Genomic DNA, 19,821 nt, shown 5'->3' with positions numbered 1-19,821 from the left:
TTCGCAAGCAGGGCATACATGTCTGGCAGGGCCTCGTGAGTGTATTTCGCGGTGACATCCTCATGCCCGACTTCTCGCGCTGAGTAGTTACGCCAATTCGTCCATTGAGACCCTGTTGAGAGACATACATTCAATTATGAGTGAGATGTCTGCATCACCCAGCACTCGGGGGACACCTGGAGCCGTTACATCCCCGAGGTGCCTGCCGCCGCCTGTGCCGGGCACTTCGAGCGGTATCCCGCCATGCCAGTGGCCATCCTGATGGGTCAACTCTCGGAACTTGCCGGGCTGAGTCTGGGCGAGGGCCAGCCGTTCTGGATTCCGCAGGCCAGCGTCGAGGCCCAGAACTTTTGCTGGGCCGGTGAGTCGGTCACCTTCGAGGCCCAGGCCACCTCCCGCCAGGGACCGCTGAATCAGTTCGCGTGCCGGGCCGTGGCCTCGGACCGGACGGTGGGCCAGATGCAACTGACCTTGCAGCGCCCCACTGGGGACCGCTGAAGAAGAGCAGAATTCCCGTGATCTTGAGGGATGATTGAGACCGCTCTGCCTCGTTGCCAGCACCCTGGTGTGGTTCAGCATCTGACCAGATCGGTCAGCGCTGAGAGACAGTCCTGTCCTTCCGCAGGATGAACGGACGGGTCTGCTCAGCGATACGCAGCCCGGCCCCCTGGGCCTGGTGAGGGCCTGGCCTGACCAGGCCGGGAATGCCCCGCAAGCGGTCACGAATCACGAGTGTCGAGGACGTGAGTTCCACTTCATCTCGATTCGGTTCACCGGCCCCTGACTGGCGCCTCGTTCCTTCTGCACTGTGACGGTCTTGTGAGTGGAGCGGCCTATCTTGCGGATATGACTGCTTCTCTCTCTGTTGGTCCGCGCGTGTCTGACCTGTCCCCAGGTGAAGACGCCCGCACCACGGCGGCCCAGTCGGTCCTGACCCTGACCCGGCTGGTCATCTCGGCCCCGGACCTGGCCAGCGGCGTGACGCCCACCCTGGAACACCTGGTCACCCACACCGCTGCCGTGGGATCAGCCTACTTCCAGGTGAGCGGCGCGCAGGCCCTGACGTATCAGGTGCGCGCCGCCTGGGGGCAGATGCCGCAAACCCCAGGCATGCAGCACATCGCTGCCCATGGCCTGCCTGCCGACACGCCACTGATGCGCGCGCTGGTCTCCAGCGCGCGCCCACTGTTCTTTGATGCTACGGTGGCAAATTTGACTTGTCCCAGTCGGCCTCAAGCTGGTCCAGGCAAGCCTGGGGGGCACGTCGGAATCGAGACTGAAGACGACGGGTTTCATGACGGCGTTCCAGTTTCTGACGTAATGCACGCCAATGCTCCACATTTGTGGGCTGAAGATCTTGCGGACGGACCACATTCTTCCTGGTAGCCGCAGCGGCTACCAGCCGGACCTGTCCACGAATGACCAGAATCGGTGAGGCTGATTTCTGACCACTGACACGGCGTTCATATCGCTTAGCCGAGCCAAAATACTGCTCAAGGGCATTGTTCGTCCGGGGCAAACCCGGCACACGGTAGCAGTGAAAGAGCCAGTCCTGCTGGGCGGTCAACACCTTGATGCAGTGCGCCAACGCACTCGAGACCTCAGGCAGACTCTGTTGCTGACGTTCCAGCTGTAAGAGAACGCGCTGGAACTGCTGTTGGACAGTCTGTGCATCATCCTCACCGGGATTCTGGAACACCTGTGCCATACGCATGACTGAGTCGTGTGCCTGGCTCAGGGCTTCCCAGGGTTGACCATCGTCCTGAAGGGCCTGCTGGAGATGTTGTCGCAGTCGGCTCAGGTCTTGATCCGCTTGGCCCCCCCTTTTTTCTGGGGGGCGTCTTCGAGGCGCTCCAGCGAGTCATGAATTTGACGGATCCGTTCCTGGAGCCGCAAGCCGCCGGCCACCAGCGGCGGACGCCCGTCATCGGTCAAGGCGCTCCTGATGGTGAGTGTGTAGTGGAGCAGCACCCGCGCCTGGGGATCCTGGCGCGCTTCCAGCGCGGATTCAATCTTCTTGATGCCTCGCAGACGCTTTTTTAGTTGCACTTTGGCATGACGGTCCACCTCCAGCAGTGGCCGGGCGGCTTCGCGCAGCGAATGGAACTGGCACAACTGATGGGGGACATCTGGAAAGACCTGTTGGATCGCCAGACGAATGGCCCGCTGTCCATCGCTAATGACCCCAACCACGGGGAGGCGCTCACCGAGCGCCTCTTTGACCTCAATCAACAGTGCAACAAGGTCATCTTGTGAACTGGTCACCAGAGGACGGGCCAATAGGACTTCTCCTGAAAGCACCTCCCGGATCAGCCACAGCACTTCGTGGCCGACATCAGGCTGTAAACCGTCCAGGCTCAGAATGACCCGGCCTTGCGCTCGCAGCCTGGCCTGCCAGTGGTCTGGGCGCATCAGTTTGGACGCCAGCAATTCCTCGTAACGGGCGATCAGGTGGGTAACCTGACGCTGACTGATATCCACCTGTCGCTGAGCCAACAGGGTATGGATTTCCGGGACAGTGCGGTGGAACGCAAAGCGTTCCTGGCCGATGAAAGCCAGGACATCAAAACCATATTCACTGTATGGAAGGGCCAATCCCCCTTCCGCTTCCGGACGAAGTGGCTTGCGGAACCAGCCACACGCCTGGTTCTGACAGCGACGGATCTTGAGGATGTACTTTACCTGCTCTTGCATCCCTATGAGACGACGGCTGTTGTGGTAATCCAGCGGCGCGAATGCGCCGCAGACGGGACACACCGGAGCCAATCGGTGCAGCGTTTCTTCTCGGTCTGGGGCATGACGACGATGTTGGCGAGCCATGATAACGGGAGTCTAGCAAGTCAAGTTTGCCACCGTAGCTTTGATGACACCGCCGCGTTCCCCCAGACGGCAGGCTTTCCCGAACTGGGGGTGGCCAGTCTGGCGGCCTGCCCAGTCTGCGACGCCGGGGGCCGCCTGCTGGGCGCGTTTCTGATGCATACCCTGGAGCCGCACCGCTGGCAGGCCGAGGAGGCTGCGCTGTTCAGTATGGTGGCGGGCACCATCGCCAGCCTGGCTGGACGCCTGGCCGCCGATGAACAGGCCATCCAGGCGCGTGAGGCGGCCTTGCGGGCGCTCGGTCTGGCGCTGGAAGCGCGCGACGGTGAGACCCAGGGCCACACGGACAGGGTGACCGCGCTGGCCCTACGGATGGGAGAGGCCTTGTCGTGGGATCCGGCGCGGCTCCAGGCGCTGCGCTGGGGCGCGTACCTGCACGACATTGGCAAGATCGCGATTCCGGACGCGGTGCTGCTGAAGTCTGGCAAGCTGAGCGCGGCGGAGTGGCCGGTGATGCGCTCGCATGTGGAGGCGGGCATCCGCTTTGCCACGGCGCTGGGTTTTCTGCCCGCAGCGGCACTGGACGTGGTGCGCGATCACCATGAGCGCTGGAACGGGCAGGGCTACCCGGCAGGGAAGGTGGGGGACGCCATCAGCTTGGAGGGGCGGCTCTTTGCGTTGTGCGATGTGTTTGATGCGTTGACGAGTCCGAGGCCGTATAAGGCGGCGTGGACGGGAGCGCAGGCGCTCGCGGAGATTGAGGTACAGGCAGGTGAGCATTTTGATCCTGAGCTGGTGCAGGTGTTCATTGAGATGCTGGCCTAGAGCATCTGACAGAAAAGATGCACCATCCTGAGTGAAGCTGGAGTATCTGGGGACGCTCTTTGGGATGCCCTAGTGGGTCACTTGGCGCAGGAGTAGACTTTGCAGATGCCACGACATATGCAAAGTCAGAAGCAGTCCCTTCGAGCCCTGACGGATGCTGAGCAGGGCGAGTTGGAACGACTGATATGGACTCCAATTAATTAGCACAGAGAGGCCACCAGTGGAACAGGGTCTGTTGGGTGATGAGGTCCGGCTGATTTTCAAGCCAAGCACACTATTGGCCCAGCACGTCCTGAAGCTCCTCCAACGACTCGAAACAACGATTCGCCAGCGGCCCATCCGTCAACTCCCGCTGCGCCATTCTTGCCCGGATGAACGGCGCATACTGGGTGAGGCCACTGGGCGGCGTCTGCCGTGCCGGAAAGCTTTCACGCTTCAGCCACTCGGTGACCGTACTCCGGGCCAGGCCCACCTGCCGGGCAATCGCACTGAAGGTGTGTCCTGTTGCGAACAGCCTGGCCACCTGCTCATACCGCTGTGCCCGTTCTGCTCGCCGGGCCACGCTGTCCCGCAAACGACCCCGGGTCGTCGTGCGACGAGGCTGAGCCGCTGGCTTTGCCAGCGGTCTGTCGGGCAGAGATGAAGACCGTGGCATGGGATCCGGGCACTCACGCAGCTTTTCCCGGTGATGGCGCAACCACGTCTCCACGGCCTCCCGGATGTTCTTGAACAGATGGAAGCGGTCTGCAATCTGCTGAGCGTCCGGCGCGCCGGACGCGGCCCCACGCGCGTACTCACCCGAGCGGTCCCGGCTCATGACCTCGACGCCGGGATGATCCTGGAGCCACTGTGCCAGTGGGGCTGCTTCACGGTCCTGCAACAGGTCCACCACCTGACGGCGCTCCAGATCAATCAGGATCGTGCCATACGTCTTTCGGCGGCGAAAGCAGAAGTCATCGACGCCCAGGACTCTGAGCGTGGTGAATTCCGGCAAGGGAAGACGGCAAAGCAGCCGCAGCAGGGTATCGGCGCTCGTCACTTCTCCTGATACGGACTCCGATTGAAAGGTGTTGAAAACACTTGGAAATCCGAGCGGAGCGAGAAAGAGAAAAACGGGTACCGGACGTGGAGTGTAGGAATCGGCGCTGTCCCGATTCCTACACGAAACAAACGGAATCCGTATAAGATCTGAAGCAGCCGATGGCCCCCTTCCCCACCCACCTGGAGCGCCACCTGACTCTGACGCTGTGCCAGTCGACAGGTGCGCTGGGCATGCGGTTCGAGCCAGTCAGGCCAGCGTTCCGCGAAGGTCACACAGAAACAGGCTGGATTCAGGCAGCGGAACCGACGCGTGTGAACGAGCAGCGTGACGGGGCGTTGTCCAAGAGCGAGATCTTGCAGCCGACGAACGTAGTGACTGTGAACATGGGCACTCGGCTGCTGGCAGTGAGGGCAACGGTGATTGGAAGATTGATCCTGCACCCGCAGGATCAGGTGCTCGCCGTCCTGAACGGAGTCCAGTAACTACCAGGAGTCAGGGAGGAAGGAGAAGTCCATCCTCCATTATTCGGTCTGCGACGCCCCCAGCACGGAAGCGGCGGGTCTCCCGCCGCTGGCCGGATTACACCAGCGTATGCAGATGGCCTTGAATCCTGTTGCACCTGAGCGAAGGGACTCGAGCCGGCCCTATTTGCACCCTGATCTTGAAAGATCTAAGTACAACGTAGTTAACATGTAGACTTAGAAATGGCCCGTCCTGCCCGTCGTATAGAAATTTCTCAAGCCGCTGATGAGCTGCTCCAGGAGCTTGAGATCAGTCCATACACTCATCCGAAGGTTCGCCTTCGGGTGAGCATCTTGCGGCTTCACCGATTGGGGTGGAGTATTCCCCAACTCTCAAATCATTTTGGCCGGAACCACCAAGCGGTTCATAACGACCTGACCCGTTTTGAAGAGCATGGGATCCCTGGATTGGCCGATGATTGCCCACCAGGACAGCCAAGACGGGTCACGCCAGAGATGGAGCAGTTTCTCCATGAGAAACTGCGAGAACCCCGCTTCTGGAATGCCACCCTGCTTTGCGAAGCACTCCAGGAACAGTTTCAGCTCCTGATTGGGCCTCGGGCACTGTCGAATCATCTCCGACGACTGGGCTATAGCTGGAAACGATCCCGATATTCACCTGCCAAAACACTTGATCCTCAAGTCGCCGAGCAACACCGATCTTCGTTGGAGACCTTAAAAAGGGGGCACTGGACGGCAAATTGACCCTGAAATATCTCGATCAGACGGGTCTGAGCCTGATGTTATCTGTAGGTGCGACCTGGTTCAAGCGGGGTTCCGGGCAACAATTTGAGATCCCCACACGGTGGGGATCCGCTGGACGGATCAACCTCATGGGCACCTACAGCCTGCATGGCGGTGAAGAAGTGCTGGAAGTTCGTGAACTGGAAGGGACGTGCAACGGTGAACAGGTCATCGCTTACCTCGACACCCTGGCCGCAAGCTGTGACCCGGATCAGATCACCGTGGTTGTGTTGGACAACGCTCCCTTTCATAAGGGAGCAAAACTCAGGGAACGGGCTGCGGAGTGGCAGGAAAAGGGGCTCTATCTTCGGTACCTTCCACCGTATGCGCCGTTTCTCAATCTGATTGAGGAGGTGTGGCGCAAGTTGACCTTGAATGGCCTGCCGCTGGGCACCACCGTGCTCCTCCAGCGCGGAGCCGAGCTGTGGGCTGCTGAGGAAGACCTTCGGCAGTGGCGGTTGCGAGAACAACGGGGCGATGCGCTGAGGGTCAACGGCGTAAATTACCGCCCGCTCTCCGCGTACTCCGCTCAGATCAACCTCGATCCGGTCAACCTTCTGGCCGAGGTTGACCTCGATCCAGCCCTATTTACGCTGACTGCCCTTGATGGTCACTCCGGGTCTGGCCTTGCCCCGCAACAGTCAGGCAGCGGTGCTGTATTGGACTACACCGTCGCCACTTCTGTCTCGCCCCAGGGCTGGAGTTCAGGTGTGGCGCTGACACCCAAAGTCTTCGGCCCCTGGGGCGTTCTGCAAAGCGGGTTGAACTTCAGTTTCACCTCGGAGGGAACGGCGCAGCCACTCACAGTACAGGCCACCACCTTCACCTGGGTCTCTCCAAAGGACGGTTCTGTCGTTCAAGCTGGAGACGTGACCTCACCTTCGGGAGCGTTAGGCGCGGGGCTGCCTCTGGGCGGCGTGCTGTGGCTGTCTTCACCGGCCGGTGGCCTGGGAAGCGATCCCCACCCGGTGCTGATCGTCGAGGGCCTGGCTGCCCGGCCTTCAAGGGTCGATGTCTTCGTAGAGCAGCACCTTGTCATGAGCCGTGAAATTCCTCCAGGGCCTTTCCAACTCTCTGACGTTCCCGTCTCAGGAGCGGTGGGAGAAGCCCGGATCGTGCTGCAAGATGACCGTGGGGCCCGCCGAGAGTGGCGGGTACCATTCGCACGCTACGCGCCGCTGCTCCGTGCGGGCCTCTCCGAGAGTGGGTTCGCCGCCGGATTTCGACGCTCCGGCGCAGGCTTTGGCCTGAACGCCTACCGCACACCCGCGCTGACCTATGGCCGCCGCTGGGGAATCAGCCCCGACCTGACGGCTGAACTGCGGCTTGACGCCACGCCCATGACACAGAATTTCGGCGTGTCCTTTGCCAGAAGCGTTCAGCGCCTGGGGCTGGTCCAGGGCAGTGCCTCGCTCAGCGCCTCACCTCTCGGGTGGGGAGCAGCGGCCCGATTGGAGGTCGCCGGAACGTCAGGTCCCTGGAATTACGGCGCTTCTGCTGCCTGGCGCAGCGACCAATTTATTGATCCAGGGGCTGAGGCTTCCCTCAGTCTGCCCGCAGGGACATCTTCCCCCCGGCTGTCGCTGCAAGGAAGCTTCGGACGTGCGGTGGGCGCGGGGTACCTGAGTGTTTCGTCCAACTGGGCGCTTTCAGGAGACCAGTCGAACACGGCCCGCGTCACCGCAGGCTACAGCTATCCCCTGAGCAAAACGAGTACCCTCAACCTGACCGCTGCCGCTACACGGGTGACTCCTGTGTCCGATGGAGTGAGGGGCACACCGAAAACGTCATTGACCGCAGCGGTCAGGCTTACGGTGCCGTTGAGCAGCCGGGTCAGCGCCAGCCTTTCGGCCGCGCCGCATGACGCGCAAGTGACAGTTCAACAGAATGCCGCACCCGGCTCTTCCCTGAGCTATCAGGTGAGCGCTGCGGTCAATGAGCGGGGCGTTGCCGGTCAAGCTCAAGTGGGTTGGGCGGCGGCAGCAGCCAACTTAAAAGCCGACGTCAGGGCCAGTGCTTCAGGTGGAGCAGCACTCAACCTGTCGGCATCCGGGCAGGTCGGATTTCTGTCCGGACATGCTTTTGCTTCCAAAACCACCAGTGGCGCCAGAGCACTCGTGCGGGTGGCTGACTTTCCGGGAGTGCGCGTCTCCCTCAATGGCCAACTGGTGGGCAGAACAGACACCCACGGCAGCCTGGTTGTGACGGGTCTCAAACCGCTGACCACCAATTGGCTTTCTATTGAGGTCACCGATCTCCCGTTTCAAGCTCAGGTTGGTGGCGTGCGACTTGCAGTGGTTCCGTTGCCCGGAAACAGCGTTGAGGTCATCTTCCCAGTCCACCGGGTGTATACCGCGCTGCTGCATCTGACCCTGCCCAATGGCCAGACCGTGCCAGCTGGTGCTGTAGCCCACTTTCGGGACTCTGAGGGCACCCTGGTTCCGGATGCATCTTTGCCAGTGGCTCAAGAAGGTCTGCTGTACCTGGAGAGTCCGACCGCTCAACCCCATTTGCGCGTGAGCTGGGAGGGGGGTGCCTGTGAAGCTTCGGTGGATCTCCGAGGATTAGATGATCCACTGCCTGAACTGGGAGCCATTCTCTGTTCCCCTTCAAAGTAAGGCTCGACCTGGCGAAGGGCGAAATTTTAGTGAATCAGGTTGTAAACACGGGTTGCCAATTCGCGTCACCATGCAACAGAATTTCGCAACGTGGGCCATCGCATTCCATCAGTCTGTCCAAATCATTGCGATAACCTTCGTTTCCGCACGGTCCTGGTTGTCGCTCTGGGTAGAACGATGACGAGGACAGGTGGACGATGAACAGAGGACCGCATCAAGGAATCAGCACAGAGGGGGAGGCCCTGGAACTACTTCTGGACCGGCTTTCCCACCTCAGCAGCGCTGCTGGACGTCCTTGAGGGGAAGTTATTAAAGCGCCGGACAGCATGCAACAACGGGGTACGGTGGGTGGACTGGAGGTCAACCATGAACCAGAAAAGCTTTATTCTCGCAGCCCTGCTGGCCTGCGCCCCCCTTTCCGCCGCTGCCCAGACGACGCCTGCTCCGCTGCTCAGCGGCACCACCGGCACCCTGCCCTGGGGCCTGTACGCGGGCGGCCTGACCGATTTGCAAGCAGGAGAGAACCGCCTGCGGCTCAGCGCGCCAGAACAAGCCAAGGTGCTGGGGACCCGTTACGACGCCGGCACCCGCACGGCGCTGATCACGTACCGCCCCACCCCAGCCCTGGATGTCCGGGGGGCGCTGGATTTCGCCACAGACCAACTTCAGCGCCAGGGCTTTGAACTAACTTTCCGCGTCTACCCGGAAGACACCCGCGCCCGCGCCCTGCTGCGCCGCACGGACCGATTGATTGAGGTGCAAGTGCTTCAGGGAGCCACTGGCAACATTCAGGCGCTGTATCAGTTCCGGAGCGGTGACCTCCCCGAGCGCCTGCTGGTGGGTCAGGCTCCCGACAACCTGCGGGTTTACGCTGAACCCATCGACCTAAAGACCGTGCAGATTGTTCCGGGACGGATCTTCCTGACCCCACCCGGCGACGTGCTGATCGACATCATCAGCTACCGGGACCGCAGAGCCAGCATGCTGTTCTACGGTACCTACACCCTGAAAGATCTGGAAGACTTTTACCTGCCGTTTTTCAAGTCCCAGGGCTTCGTTGAAACGGCGGACCGGGACAGCGGTGAGCTGTCCCGTACCTACCAACTGGCCCGCTCGGGCGAGACGTACAGCCTGACCCTGAACGCCTCGTTCTCGACGTCGCGGTCCAGGGTCACACTGGGTCCCTGAGGGGTGACGCTGAACGGTGACCTGCCCGCATGGCATCCACCATGCGGCTGAAGGCCCGCGTCCCCGATCCGCGCGCCGCTTCCGTGTTGCTGGCCGCGCTGGTGGTGGGGTGGGCCGTCCTGGCCCGCCAGACCTCCGAACACTGGTGGTGGGTGGCCGTCATCGACCTGATTCCACCGCAGTTGCTGCTGCCGCTGTTCGGTGTGCTGGCGTGGCGCACGCGCCAACTTCGCTGGGTGGTTTGGAATGCGGCGGCGGCAGCCTTCCTGGTGTTTCAGGTGGGTCTGGTGCTCCCCAGTGAACGCCCAGCCGCAGCAGACCCCATCACCCTGCTGAGTCTCAACACGCTGGACGCCTCCGCCGATCCGGCCCGGATCGCCGAGCTGGCCCGGCGGGAAGGAGCCGATGTGGTGGCCCTTCAGGAAGCGCCGTACAGGGACCGCCCGGGGGACACCTACGCGGCGCGCGTGCGCGCCGCCTTTCCCGGCTGGTCCACCGCGCATCAGGGGGAACTGTTGACCCTGACGCGCCTGCCCTTACTGGAGAGCCGGACGCTGCGTTTTCCCCAGACGGGCCACGCCCTGCTGGTCACGCGCCTACGGACGGAGACAGGTGAAGTCACGGTGGTCAACATTCACCTGCCCACCCTGGCCCTGCTCACCGACATTGCCCGCTCCGGCGAACCACTCACCCTACCGGAGCGGGTGGCCTGGCGGTTGCAGCTCCGGCGGGAATTGCCGGGGGCCGTGCGTCAAGTGCAGGCCACCGCGCCGGCCGCAGTGGTGCTGGTGGGTGACATGAACGCCCCGGCACGCGGCGAACTCCACAGCCTGCTGCGGGCCACCGGCCTGCGCGACGCTTTTGTGCAGGCGGGCGTGGGCTTCGGCTTCACTTACGCCGCCCGTTTCGGCTTTACCCGGCTGGACTACGCCTGGGGAGATGATGTGGTCTTCACTGCGGCCCACGTGCTTCCAGCGGTGCTAAGCGACCACCGTCCGCTGCTGGTTCGCTTCGGCCTGCACGCTGGAACCACATCAAGCAGCGTCAGTCAGCCATGATCACGTGATTCCTTCGCTCTGCGGTGCGTGGCCTGTCCTTGATGTGGCGCGGGTCAGGTTTCTTAAAGAAAGAATGGAGAGCCTCATACAGAGAATGATGAGTCCGCATAAGAGAGCCATGTATATCTCTTCATTTTAAGATCTGACTTGTGGATGCAGATGGTCCCGAAACAACGGATCATCTAAAGAACCATTCATTCTCTCAGAAATTGATGGACGCTCAATTAAAGTTGTGCAATCTGGAAATGAAGAATTTTGAGCAGCACTTCATTTCATTTTCTGGCCGCAGCCTGCTGGTAAGGTCAGTTCTGATAACCAGGAGCTGGTTCTCTCATTTTTTGAGGAGTGTTATCAAGGAGTTTCCATGAACAAGAATATGATTCGCAATGCTGGCGCTGTGGCGCTGACCGCCCTTCTCGCCCTCGCACCTGTGGCCCTGGCCCAGCAGCAACCAGTGCTGTCCGGAACCACCAATGGCCTGGCCTGGACCCTGTACAGTCCCGGCGAACTGGGGGGCCTGAGCAACCAGTCCACCACGCTCAAGGTGTCTGCCCACCCACAGGCCACCGTCATCGGCAGCAAGTACGACAACCAGTCGGCCGTCCTGGCCTTCCGGGTCAATGCGCCCCTGATGACGGTCTACACCTACCACGATGAGCAGCTCCGCGCTCAGGGCTTTACCCGGACCTCGCAGAACATGGCGGGCAACACCGCCCAGGCCACGTACACCCGCAACGGTTCACAGGTTCGGCTGAACCTGGTGCGCCAGGGTAACAACAGCTACCGCGCCACCTTCGACTTGAGCGGCGTGCAGATGATGGCGCAGGGCAATGCCGGCACCACGAACACCGCTGCAACACCTGTGGTTGCCCCTGTGCTGCCCGTCACGGTGGTGGGCGTCACCACGTTCACGCCAGAGCAGAACACCGCCGCTGGGCGCAATGCGCTGGTCAGCGCCAGGGACTTTGCGGGCGTGCAGTACCTGGTCTACGGTCCCATTGAGCTGAACAACTTGTCGAACAACGCGGGGACGGTCAACTTTTCCATCCCGCAGGGGTCCGCCCTGACGGCGGCGGACATCAATGCCGACGGCACCCTGATGGCCCGGATCGAGGGATCGAGCCTGAACTTGCAGCAGGTCATGGCCTTCTATGACCGCCAGTTCAAGGCCCAGGGCTTTACGCTGGTCAACCCCACCGATACTGGCGCGGGTCTGGACTACGCCCTGACCTATATCTACGAGCGCGGCGCGAAGAGCCGGGTCTCGTTCAGTGTGGAAAGGGAATTCGGCACTTACCGCCTGGTCTGGGACTTCCAGCGCTCCTGATCTCCAGTTCCAGAATTTTTCTGAATAACAAAAACAGCGGACGACCGAATGCGGACTGTCCGCTGTTTTTGACTCGGTCATGACTCCCAGATTGTAGAAACGGTGCATGGCATTTCAATGCACACCAGATGTTGAGAACGGCCTGTTGACGTGGCGGGCTGAACTTCTTCTCCAGAGGTGAAGTCCTTCCCCTACCTGATCTCACGCTGTCTGATACGGATTCCGTTTGTTCCGTGTAGAAATCGGGACAGCTCCGATCTCTACAGTCCACGCCCGGAACCCGTATTTCTCCTTCTCGCTCTGCTCGGATTTCCAGGTGTTTTCGACACCTGTCAATCGGAGTCCGTATGACCTGACCTCAAGGAGGCCAAAACCATGAATATCAAAGGAATCGCCACCGCCCTGTTGCTGGGCAGTCTGGCCCTGGGTCTGGCTGCATGCGACACAGGATCGCAGCAGACCACAACCACACAGACCACCCCGGTAGAGACCACAGCGGTCACCCCTGATACCGCCGTGACTGGCGATCAGAGCGCCACCGACGCCACTGCCGCGCCCGCCGCGCTGGGGCTGGAGGCAGGCACGAAATTGCAATACGAGCAGAACACCATCGCCGTGGTGGACCGCTTCGAGCCGGGGCTGGTCTACATCAACACCGAGCAGCAGGCGGCGGCGCAGAACCCCTTCGGCATGATGGGCGAGGAGGGCCAGGGGCAGTCGGGCGTTGGCAGCGGCTTTTTCGTCAACGACGCCGGGGACATTCTGACCAATTACCATGTCGTGGCGGGTGAGGGTGGCAGCGGTGCGGCCAGCCGCATCACCATCCGGGTCATCAACCAGGACACGGCGGTAGAGGCCAAAGTCATCGGCCTGGCCCCGCAGTACGACCTGGCGCTGATCCGCGCAGAGGGACTGGACCCGTCACTGATCCGGCCCATTCCACTGGGCGACAGTGACCAGTTGCAGGTGGGTCAGAAGGCAATAGCGATGGGCGCGCCCTTTGGGCTGGATTTCAGCGTGTCGCAGGGCATCGTCAGCAGCACCGCACGCCAGATTCCCATCGGCTTCTCGGGGGGCGGCGAGGGCATCACGCAGAAAGCCATCCAGACCGACGCAGCCATTAATCCCGGCAACTCCGGCGGGCCACTGCTCAACAGCGCGGGCGAGGTGATCGGGATCAACACTCAGATTCTCTCGCCCAGCGGCCAGTCCAGCGGTGTGGGTCAGAGTGCGGGCGTGGGCTTCGCCATTCCCATCAACGCGGCTAAAAACCTGCTGCCGCGTCTCCAGGCGGCGGAGGGCAACGTGATTACCCTCCCCCAGATCGGCATCACGGTAGGCCTGGTGGTGCAGGGACCGCAGGGACAGGTGCCGGTGGGGCTGGGCCTGCTGAACGGCCAGGGCAAGCAGGAACAGAATCTGCCAGAAACCGGGCTGGTGGTGGGGCAGGTGCAGCCTGGCACGCCTGCTGCTGCCGCCGGCCTTCAGGGCGGCACGCGCACCGAGGAGTTCCAGGGTGGCGCGGTCAGCGTGGGCGGCGACGTGATCGTGGCCGCCGATGGCAAGCCAGTAGACGGCCTGGAAGACTTGCAGGCCATCCTGATCAACAAGACAGAGGGCGACACGGTCACCCTGACCGTGGTGCGCAACGGTGAGGAGCGCGAGGTGCCAGTGACGTTGGACGCGGCGTCATTCCAGTGAGGGGATCTCCCCATCAAAAGGGAGTCACTTCAAGACCCGCACGCCCTTCTACGCTCAGGAAAGATCGAGACTGCCGGCTTCGCCCGCCTCAATCCACTTCCCTGCCTTAGCGGTGTCGGTGGACGATCTCCATCAGGGTGTTCTTGCTGAGTCCCAGCTCGCGCGCGCGCTGGCGGTACGCGCCGCTTTGCGCTCGCAGCTTGAACACCCTGGCCTCATATCGGTCTGTCTTTTGCGGTGAGCGCAGATCGAATTGCAATCCCGCCTGGGCGATCACCGAGACGCTGTAGGTCTCCATTTACACTGCCCTTCATGGAAGCCATCGAAGCAATCTGGAACGAACTCAAGCTGATGCAGGGGCTGCTGGTGGCTTTTATCCTCAGTGGCGCGATTGGCTGGGAAAGGGAGCGCAAACACCGCAGCGCGGGCCTGCGGACGCACATGCTCGTGGGCATGAGCGCAGCCCTGTTCGTGGTGCTGGCTGAAACCCTGATCATCAGTTTCGGGGACCAGGACAACGGTGTGCGCTTCGACATGATCGGCCTGCTGGGCGCGGTGGTCAGCGGCATCAGCTTTCTGGGTGCGGGCGCGATCTTCTCGGACCGGGGGCGCAAGGCCAAGGGCTTGACCACGGCGGCAGGCCTGCTGGCCACGGCGGGCGTGGGTGTGGCCTGTGGCCTGCACCTGTACGTCCTGGCGACCGGGGCTACGCTGCTGTTCCTGTTCACGCTGGGGGTGGTTCGGAAGCTGACGGAGGGGGAGGGTGACAGTGCTGCCGAGGATCAGGAATAGGGCGGATGCTGCGGCTGTTGGGAATGCTCACGCTGGGCTACGTCCTAGCGAGCAGTCTGGTGGGCATTGGGATGAACACTGTTTCCATCAGCTACGGTCCCCAGACACTTCGCCCCTTTCTTTTCGAATTCCATATCTTCCCTGACATCAACCTCACACCCAGCTTCCTCCTGCCTATTCTGCTGATTGCCCTCCTGATGCGGGCAGGCATCAGCGCATGGTGGGCCTCGCTCGTTCCAATCTGTGGCTCACAGATTGGAACGATTATTGCCAGCGTTATGACCATCAACGTGCCTCTCAACTTCACGGGCAACGAATCAACTGTCCTGGTTGATCTCATGCCGTCAGGTCTGTCGAGTGCGGCTGACCTCTTGCTGACTCTGGGCATCAACGTCCTCGCCGTTCTGCTGGGCATTTGCCTGGGCCAACTTCTGCGCCGCCGTCAACAGAGAACCCCCGCATGACCCGTCTGACGGCCCTTTGGGTGGACGTGCGGAACAGCTTCTGGTTCCTGCCCGCGTTGATGGCGCTGGGGGCCGTAGTGCTGGCTGAGCAGGTCATCAACCTGGACGAACGAGTGGGATGGAGTGCTTTGCGCGGTCTGCCGTGGATCTATGGCGGAAGCGTGGACGGGGCACGCGCCATGCTGGCGGCCATCGCGGGTTCGGTGATCGGGGTGGCGGGCACGACCTTTTCCATTACCATCGCGGCGCTGTCGCTCGCCAGCAGCCAGATGGGACCTCGGCTGCTGGAACACTTCACCCGCGACCGGGGCAACCAGGTCACATTGGGCACCTTTATCGCCACCTTCGCCTTCTGCCTCCTGGTCCTGCGGACCGTGCGTGGCGGCGACGAGAGTCCCTTCGTGCCGCATGTGGCCGTGACCGTGGGATTGCTGCTGGCCCTTCTGAGCCTGGCGGTCCTGATCTACTTCATCGCACACATCGCGGGCGGGATCAACGTGGAGCGGGTCGTCCGGCTGGTCGCGGGCGAACTCACGGCAGCCATCGAGACGCAGTTTCCCGAGCGGGACAGGGGGCGTCGGATCACTGCGTCCACTTCGCCTGCTGGCCGTCCTGTCCAGGCCGAGGAGGTGCGCGCCAGCGGCAGCGGCTACCTGCAAGCCCTCGATGTGGGCGCGCTGCTGCGGCTCGCCGAGCGTCACGACGCGGTGATCCGTCTGACCGTACGGCCCGGCGAATTCGTGTTTCCCGGGATGGTCGTCGCGCAGACGGCCCCGGCGGCCCTGGAGGACGTGCAGGGCGCACTGATCACGGGTCCCCGGCGCACCTCCTCGCAGGACGTGGAGTTCGCGGCGCAACAACTGGTGGAGATGGCGGTGCGGGCTCTTTCTCCGGGTATCAACGATCCTTTCACCGCCATCGGGGTCCTGGACCATCTGGGGGCCGCCCTGTGCCGAATCAGTGGGCGTGAGGCACCACCTGCCCAGCATTTCGTAGGCGAGAACCTGCGCCTGATGGTCCCGGTGACCGACTATGCGGGCCTCACCAATGTGATGTTCCACCAGATCCGGCAAAACGGGGCTCCGCATCCGGCAGTCATGCTGCGGCTGCTGGAGGTCCTGGCGACAGTTGTCGAGCAAGAACGGGCGCCGACGCGGCGGATCAGCCTGCGGCGACACGCGGACCTGACCCTGCGGGCGGCGTTGCGCGAGACTCAGGAGGAAGCCGACCGGCAGGACCTGGAAGAACGCCATCAGCACGTTCTCCGGGTCCTTGGTGGCGAGCTTGAGCTGAACCATTGACGCGCCCGCCGCTGGTCAGGGGAGGTTTGGATCATCTTCTCGTATACAGTCGTCCGGAAACTTTTTGGAGGACAGCAGGGAAAGCCCAGGCTTTTATCTCAACCAGGTTCAAAATCCAGGAGGTTGAGAGCGGCGAAGGGGTCATCACGCAGGTACCTGACCACGCTGGTCAGGCACCGTGTTTGTGCGTGCAGAAAGGTCAAAAGCATGCCGTGTAGCACGGTCAGCCCTTGCGCACTCCGGCACAGTCGAAAGCGATCTTCATGGAAGATCGTGTCGCGGCGGTGATGGCTGCGATTTTCGATGCCCCAATGCTGTCGCCAGATGTCTTCGGCTTCCCGCGACGTGAGCAGCAGGCTGCTCACGTCATATCGCACGTCCCGTGGGATGCGTCCATCCCAGTGCGCGACGCGATGTTCTCGGCAAACCAGGGGTTGAGCTGCGGGACGTGCAACGCGTCCGTCTTCAGGAAGATCAGGTCGAACCCAGTCGTTCGCTTCAGCCAACGCAGCACAGATTTTTCTGACCCCTCCGCACGGGAGCAGGTGCCGTGCCAGCGGCGGAAGCGGGGTCAACGTCGCAGCGCCACTATTTACCCTCCCAAAGTGGCAGGATAAGGACATGACCCAGCCGCCCCCCTCTGGCCCACGCACGCCTGTGCGCGACTGGCGGGCAGCAAACGATGTGCGTGACCTGATCCGGCGGCTGTGGGCCGTTCCGCTGGTGCGGCTGATCTTCTATGCCGTGCTGATTGTGCTGGCCGTGCGCGTCCTGCTGTGGGGCAGCCAGCTGCTCGCCAGCGTGCTGCTGACCGTGCTGACTGCCTACGGGCTGGCCTTTCTGGTCAACCCGATTCTGGAATGGCTGGAACGCCGCCGCGTCGGGCGCATGATCGGCGTGCTGCTGCTGATCATGGTGGCGCTGGGCCTGACGACGCTGCTGATCATGACCCTCAGCCAGCAGGTCACGGGCTTGATTGCGGGGATTCCAGTCATTGCCGTCAACCTCAAGATCGCGCTGTTCACTGTGCTTGACCGGCTGGATTCCCTCCAGGGCGTGCAGGGCCTCAAGGACAGCGTCAGCAGCTATATCGACGAACAGACCACCAACATCACCCAGAACGCCGGGCCGCTGCTGGAACGGCTGCTCAACTCCGGCCCCAGTGTGCTGAACACGCTGTCCAATCTGGTGGGCTGGCTGGGCCAGGTGGGCTTTATCGTCACGCTGGCGGCGTATTTCATGCTGGATTACGGGCGGGTGGGCCAAAGCCTGCTGCGGGTCTTTCCGCGCCAGTCGCAGCCCACCGTGCTGCGGCTCTCGGAGGACGTGGCCCAGAGCTTCGGCGGCTTCCTGCGCGGCCAGTTGCTGCTGATGCTGACGGGGGCAGTTCTCTCCACGCTGGGTCTGCTGGCCCTGAAAGTGCCGAACGCGCTGGCGCTGGGGGCGCTGAGCGGCCTGCTGAGTCTGGTGCCGTATATCGGGATCGTGCTGGCCGCCGTGGTAGCCATGTTGCAGGCCATTCCGCAGGGCGGGCTGACCATCGGGCTGGTGGCCGCGCTGTTCTTTATCATCAACCAGTTGCAGGGCAACGTGCTGGGGCCGCTGATCATGGGCCGGGTGGTCCACCTTAGCCCCGCCGCCATCCTGATTGCGCTGCTCGTTGGGTTGGCGCTGGCCGGGCCGGTAGGCGCGATCATCGCCATTCCTACCGCCACGCTGCTCAAGCGCTGGCTCGAGCGGTACTGGATGACCAGCCAGGCGTACCGGGGCATTGCAGGTGCGGTCCCAGAAGAAGTGCAGGTGGAAACGGGAGGGCACGAGAAGGAAGTGGCGGGGTGAATGGGGGGGAGCTCCAGGAAAATCGGCCCATCTGTCTCGCAGCCAGCTCCTCTCAATTCGACTGTGCCCATTTGTCAGGCGGCGCTGAGAGAAACCTCAGCGCCGCCTGACACCATTTGGAGATATTCAAAGCGTCGAAATGGTTCACCGATGTGATCACCCCCTTTGCCGAGATGTTGCCTGGGCAGAATCCTGTTCATTTGCGAAGTGGCAAAAGCAAGTGGTGCATTGGCCCGCTGGGTGGTGGAGGGTGCCGTGGATATGGACGCCGTTAACCTCGTTGAGGGGCGTGGCGTGATGGTTGTAAATTCGGCTGGACAGCGTGTAGACACACGTCCAGACCTGGCAGAACGTCAGGTAAGCTGCGGGAAGTGACCTGAGATGAGCAGCACACCTTACACCCTGATCCTGCTGGTGCCAACTGAATATGCCAAGCTACCTCCCGCTGGCGCGGCTCTGCATTGGACTCAAACACCATGCGAGGAGAATGCGGAGGTTTGGTCGGTTCACCCGGCATCTAGGACGGACGCCGAATTGGACACGTGGCACCACGCGGAACAACAGGGGGAGGATGTGCCGCTCGTGCAGGTTGCATATGCGCTGTCTGACCAGCGGCATAGTCCGATCGCAGATCATGCCCTGATGCGCCTCTCACTGCCCACATCACTGCGGCGAACAGTGCGCGCAGCTCCACACGGCTGGAGGGTTGCCCTTCAGGTCATCAACGCACTGAATGTGACGTTTGCCTGGAGCGCCTCCGATGATGCACTGGACGCCTTGTGGACACGCGGGACATCACCCTGGGCGCAGGTGTGGCCCACCATGGTGTTCCACGAGGAGTTTCTTGAAAGGCTGCGTCTTGATCCGTTGAACCTGGACAACATTGCGGGCGGTGGCAACGTGTTTCGCCTCCAGCGACGTGTGCCCCATTGGTTGCTTGGGAACCCAGAGGGACTTGGTAACGAATCCGCCGCACTGCTGGATGGCGGCGCGGTGGATGATGCGCTGATATTTGCGCTTCAGCGCATGTCCAGCCAGCATGCTGACGCTGTGAGGCGCTGGTTGCAGGAGGCCCATACTCCCTAAACTACGGACCTGAGCGCAGTACAAATAATGACCGCTAATCATCCTCAAATTGTAATCCGCCTTCCAAGGGCGGATTTCTGTTCCAATGCGATTCCGTTGGCAAAGTCGGTGGTGGACTGGAATCATGACCGACATGGGGTTGGCACGACCACAGTGCCGAGCAGGCGCAGCACGCTCCACACCGTGTCCGTGATCCCGATGGCCATCGCTGGCGTCCGCTGCGCATATTGACGACGTCCCACAGGTTCATCCAGCTTGATCCGCAGGCTTCGGTTCACCCGACAGAAGTTGTAGACCCCATTCACCAGATCGCTTACCGTCTGACGGACGTGGGGAAGCCTCGCGAACGCGAGGCTTCTGCGGACCTGGTGCGGATTCATGCGCCGGGCCGTACCGTTGTGCCGTTCCACTGCCGAGGTGTTGGGGGTGTTGTAGCCGAGAGAGGCCAGTTCCTGATCGACGCGCCGCTGGGAGCCAGCGGCGCGTTCGATGCGGATG

General features: G+C 62.0%; 19 protein-coding genes and 1 pseudogene. 14 read left to right on the top strand and 6 right to left on the bottom strand.

The genetic code is table 11. From position 1 onward, the window contains the following. The first annotated feature begins 198 nt into the window (after positions 1-198). On the top strand, positions 199-498 hold the full coding sequence (locus tag Q319_RS0117070; RefSeq protein WP_029483668.1) for a hotdog family protein: 300 nt from the start codon (positions 199-201) through the stop codon (positions 496-498). Between the two features lie 348 nt (positions 499-846). Beyond that, positions 847-1,386 (top strand): hypothetical protein, encoded by a 540-nt coding sequence (locus Q319_RS0117065; protein ID WP_034415583.1) that lies wholly within the window; start codon positions 847-849, stop codon positions 1,384-1,386. Between the two features lie 411 nt (positions 1,387-1,797). Here the strand turns inward: Q319_RS0117065 and Q319_RS0117060 are convergent, their stop codons facing one another. After that, positions 1,798-2,820 carry a transposase gene (locus tag Q319_RS0117060; protein WP_029483666.1) on the bottom strand — a complete coding sequence of 341 codons (1,023 nt, stop codon included), beginning with the start codon at positions 2,818-2,820 and terminating at the stop codon, positions 1,798-1,800. On the opposite strand from Q319_RS0117060, the gene Q319_RS0117055 reads away from it, so the two are divergent. Beyond that, complete coding sequence (locus tag Q319_RS0117055; protein WP_081846121.1) at positions 2,797-3,642, top strand: HD-GYP domain-containing protein; 846 nt, start codon at positions 2,797-2,799, stop codon at positions 3,640-3,642. The two genes, Q319_RS0117060 and Q319_RS0117055, sit on opposite strands and share 24 nt — an antisense overlap. Before the next feature lie 274 nt (positions 3,643-3,916). Here the strand turns inward: Q319_RS0117055 and Q319_RS0117050 are convergent, their stop codons facing one another. Further along, positions 3,917-4,681: a transposase gene (locus tag Q319_RS0117050; protein WP_051655505.1), complete on the bottom strand. Its 765-nt coding sequence runs from the start codon at positions 4,679-4,681 to the stop codon at positions 3,917-3,919. Then, a complete protein-coding gene (locus Q319_RS29150) occupies positions 4,678-5,124 on the bottom strand; it encodes a transposase family protein (protein WP_162178667.1) in 447 nt (148 codons plus the stop codon). Before Q319_RS29150 ends, Q319_RS0117050 begins: the two co-directional genes overlap by 4 nt. Positions 5,125-5,388: 264 nt before the next feature. Here Q319_RS29150 and Q319_RS26385 point away from each other — a divergent pair, with 264 nt between their 5' ends. From Q319_RS26385 to Q319_RS0117010, 6 genes are all read left to right on the top strand, one after another. Beyond that, positions 5,389-5,910 (top strand): helix-turn-helix domain-containing protein, encoded by a 522-nt coding sequence (locus Q319_RS26385; RefSeq protein ID WP_081846118.1) that lies wholly within the window; start codon positions 5,389-5,391, stop codon positions 5,908-5,910. Then, positions 5,907-8,567, top strand: a complete 2,661-nt coding sequence (locus Q319_RS26380) for a transposase (RefSeq protein WP_081846117.1) — start codon at positions 5,907-5,909, stop codon at positions 8,565-8,567. Before Q319_RS26385 ends, Q319_RS26380 begins: the two co-directional genes overlap by 4 nt. A gap of 366 nt (positions 8,568-8,933) precedes the next feature. Next, on the top strand, positions 8,934-9,755 hold the full coding sequence (locus Q319_RS0117030) for a hypothetical protein (RefSeq protein WP_029483660.1): 822 nt from the start codon (positions 8,934-8,936) through the stop codon (positions 9,753-9,755). 29 nt (positions 9,756-9,784) lie between these two features. Further along, complete coding sequence (locus tag Q319_RS0117025) at positions 9,785-10,813, top strand: endonuclease/exonuclease/phosphatase family protein (RefSeq protein WP_081846116.1); 1,029 nt, start codon at positions 9,785-9,787, stop codon at positions 10,811-10,813. Positions 10,814-11,177: 364 nt separating this feature from the next. Next, the gene (locus tag Q319_RS0117015; protein ID WP_029483658.1) at positions 11,178-12,140 is read left to right on the top strand and encodes a hypothetical protein; all 963 of its coding nucleotides are present in this window, start codon (positions 11,178-11,180) and stop codon (positions 12,138-12,140) included. Between the two features lie 375 nt (positions 12,141-12,515). Continuing rightward, complete coding sequence (locus Q319_RS0117010; RefSeq protein WP_029483657.1) at positions 12,516-13,841, top strand: S1C family serine protease; 1,326 nt, start codon at positions 12,516-12,518, stop codon at positions 13,839-13,841. A gap of 106 nt (positions 13,842-13,947) precedes the next feature. Here the strand turns inward: Q319_RS0117010 and Q319_RS0117005 are convergent, their stop codons facing one another. Beyond that, the gene (locus Q319_RS0117005; RefSeq protein ID WP_029483656.1) at positions 13,948-14,139 is read right to left on the bottom strand and encodes a hypothetical protein; all 192 of its coding nucleotides are present in this window, start codon (positions 14,137-14,139) and stop codon (positions 13,948-13,950) included. A gap of 14 nt (positions 14,140-14,153) precedes the next feature. Between Q319_RS0117005 and Q319_RS0117000 the strand changes: the two genes are divergently transcribed. The 3 genes from Q319_RS0117000 to Q319_RS0116990 are packed head-to-tail and all read left to right on the top strand — an operon-like array spanning position 14,154 to position 16,398. Continuing rightward, positions 14,154-14,633 carry an MgtC/SapB family protein gene (locus tag Q319_RS0117000; RefSeq protein ID WP_415813835.1) on the top strand — a complete coding sequence of 160 codons (480 nt, stop codon included), beginning with the start codon at positions 14,154-14,156 and terminating at the stop codon, positions 14,631-14,633. A gap of 5 nt (positions 14,634-14,638) precedes the next feature. Then, entirely contained in the window at positions 14,639-15,097 is a 459-nt protein-coding gene (locus tag Q319_RS0116995; RefSeq protein ID WP_029483654.1) for a hypothetical protein, read from the top strand. Continuing rightward, on the top strand, positions 15,094-16,398 hold the full coding sequence (locus Q319_RS0116990; protein WP_029483653.1) for a DUF2254 domain-containing protein: 1,305 nt from the start codon (positions 15,094-15,096) through the stop codon (positions 16,396-16,398). The genes Q319_RS0116995 and Q319_RS0116990 overlap by 4 nt, the downstream gene beginning before the upstream one ends. A 98-nt stretch (positions 16,399-16,496) precedes the next feature. On the opposite strand, the gene Q319_RS0116985 is transcribed toward Q319_RS0116990, so the two are convergent. Then, positions 16,497-16,763, bottom strand: a complete 267-nt coding sequence (locus Q319_RS0116985) for a hypothetical protein (RefSeq protein WP_029483652.1) — start codon at positions 16,761-16,763, stop codon at positions 16,497-16,499. A 256-nt stretch (positions 16,764-17,019) separates the two neighbouring features. On the opposite strand from Q319_RS0116985, the gene Q319_RS0116975 reads away from it, so the two are divergent. Next, a complete protein-coding gene (locus Q319_RS0116975) occupies positions 17,020-18,237 on the top strand; it encodes an AI-2E family transporter (protein WP_051655504.1) in 1,218 nt (405 codons plus the stop codon). A gap of 381 nt (positions 18,238-18,618) precedes the next feature. Beyond that, a complete protein-coding gene (locus Q319_RS0116970; RefSeq protein ID WP_029483650.1) occupies positions 18,619-19,323 on the top strand; it encodes a hypothetical protein in 705 nt (234 codons plus the stop codon). A gap of 122 nt (positions 19,324-19,445) precedes the next feature. On the opposite strand, the pseudogene Q319_RS27960 reads toward Q319_RS0116970, so the two are convergent. Beyond that, positions 19,446-19,821: pseudogene (locus tag Q319_RS27960) on the bottom strand (IS1 family transposase); the annotation flags it as partial.

Origin of the sequence: Deinococcus marmoris DSM 12784, assembly GCF_000701405.1 — a bacterium.
GTDB lineage: Bacteria > Deinococcota > Deinococci > Deinococcales > Deinococcaceae > Deinococcus > Deinococcus marmoris.
Note: the sequence above shows the minus strand (reverse complement) of the source record. Positions and strands in the feature narration are given on the sequence as shown.

Bases quoted from the DNA above. Each gene is read 5' to 3' on its own strand.
- Q319_RS0117030 (WP_029483660.1), top strand. From the start codon at position 8,934: ATGAACCAGAAAAGCTTTATTCTCGCAGCCCTGCTGGCCTGCGCCCCC.
- Q319_RS0117015 (WP_029483658.1), top strand. From the start codon at position 11,178: ATGAACAAGAATATGATTCGCAATGCTGGCGCTGTGGCGCTGACCGCC.
- Q319_RS0116975 (WP_051655504.1), top strand. From the start codon at position 17,020: ATGACCCAGCCGCCCCCCTCTGGCCCACGCACGCCTGTGCGCGACTGG.
- Q319_RS0117025 (WP_081846116.1), top strand. From the start codon at position 9,785: ATGGCATCCACCATGCGGCTGAAGGCCCGCGTCCCCGATCCGCGCGCC.
- Q319_RS0117065 (WP_034415583.1), top strand. From the start codon at position 847: ATGACTGCTTCTCTCTCTGTTGGTCCGCGCGTGTCTGACCTGTCCCCA.
- Q319_RS0117060 (WP_029483666.1), bottom strand. From the start codon at position 2,820: ATGGCTCGCCAACATCGTCGTCATGCCCCAGACCGAGAAGAAACGCTG.
- Q319_RS0117005 (WP_029483656.1), bottom strand. From the start codon at position 14,139: ATGGAGACCTACAGCGTCTCGGTGATCGCCCAGGCGGGATTGCAATTC.
- Q319_RS0116990 (WP_029483653.1), top strand. From the start codon at position 15,094: ATGACCCGTCTGACGGCCCTTTGGGTGGACGTGCGGAACAGCTTCTGG.
- Q319_RS0117010 (WP_029483657.1), top strand. From the start codon at position 12,516: ATGAATATCAAAGGAATCGCCACCGCCCTGTTGCTGGGCAGTCTGGCC.
- Q319_RS0117055 (WP_081846121.1), top strand. From the start codon at position 2,797: ATGACGACGATGTTGGCGAGCCATGATAACGGGAGTCTAGCAAGTCAA.
- Q319_RS0117000 (WP_415813835.1), top strand. From the start codon at position 14,154: ATGGAAGCCATCGAAGCAATCTGGAACGAACTCAAGCTGATGCAGGGG.
- Q319_RS26385 (WP_081846118.1), top strand. From the start codon at position 5,389: ATGGCCCGTCCTGCCCGTCGTATAGAAATTTCTCAAGCCGCTGATGAG.
- Q319_RS0116970 (WP_029483650.1), top strand. From the start codon at position 18,619: ATGAGCAGCACACCTTACACCCTGATCCTGCTGGTGCCAACTGAATAT.
- Q319_RS0116995 (WP_029483654.1), top strand. From the start codon at position 14,639: ATGCTGCGGCTGTTGGGAATGCTCACGCTGGGCTACGTCCTAGCGAGC.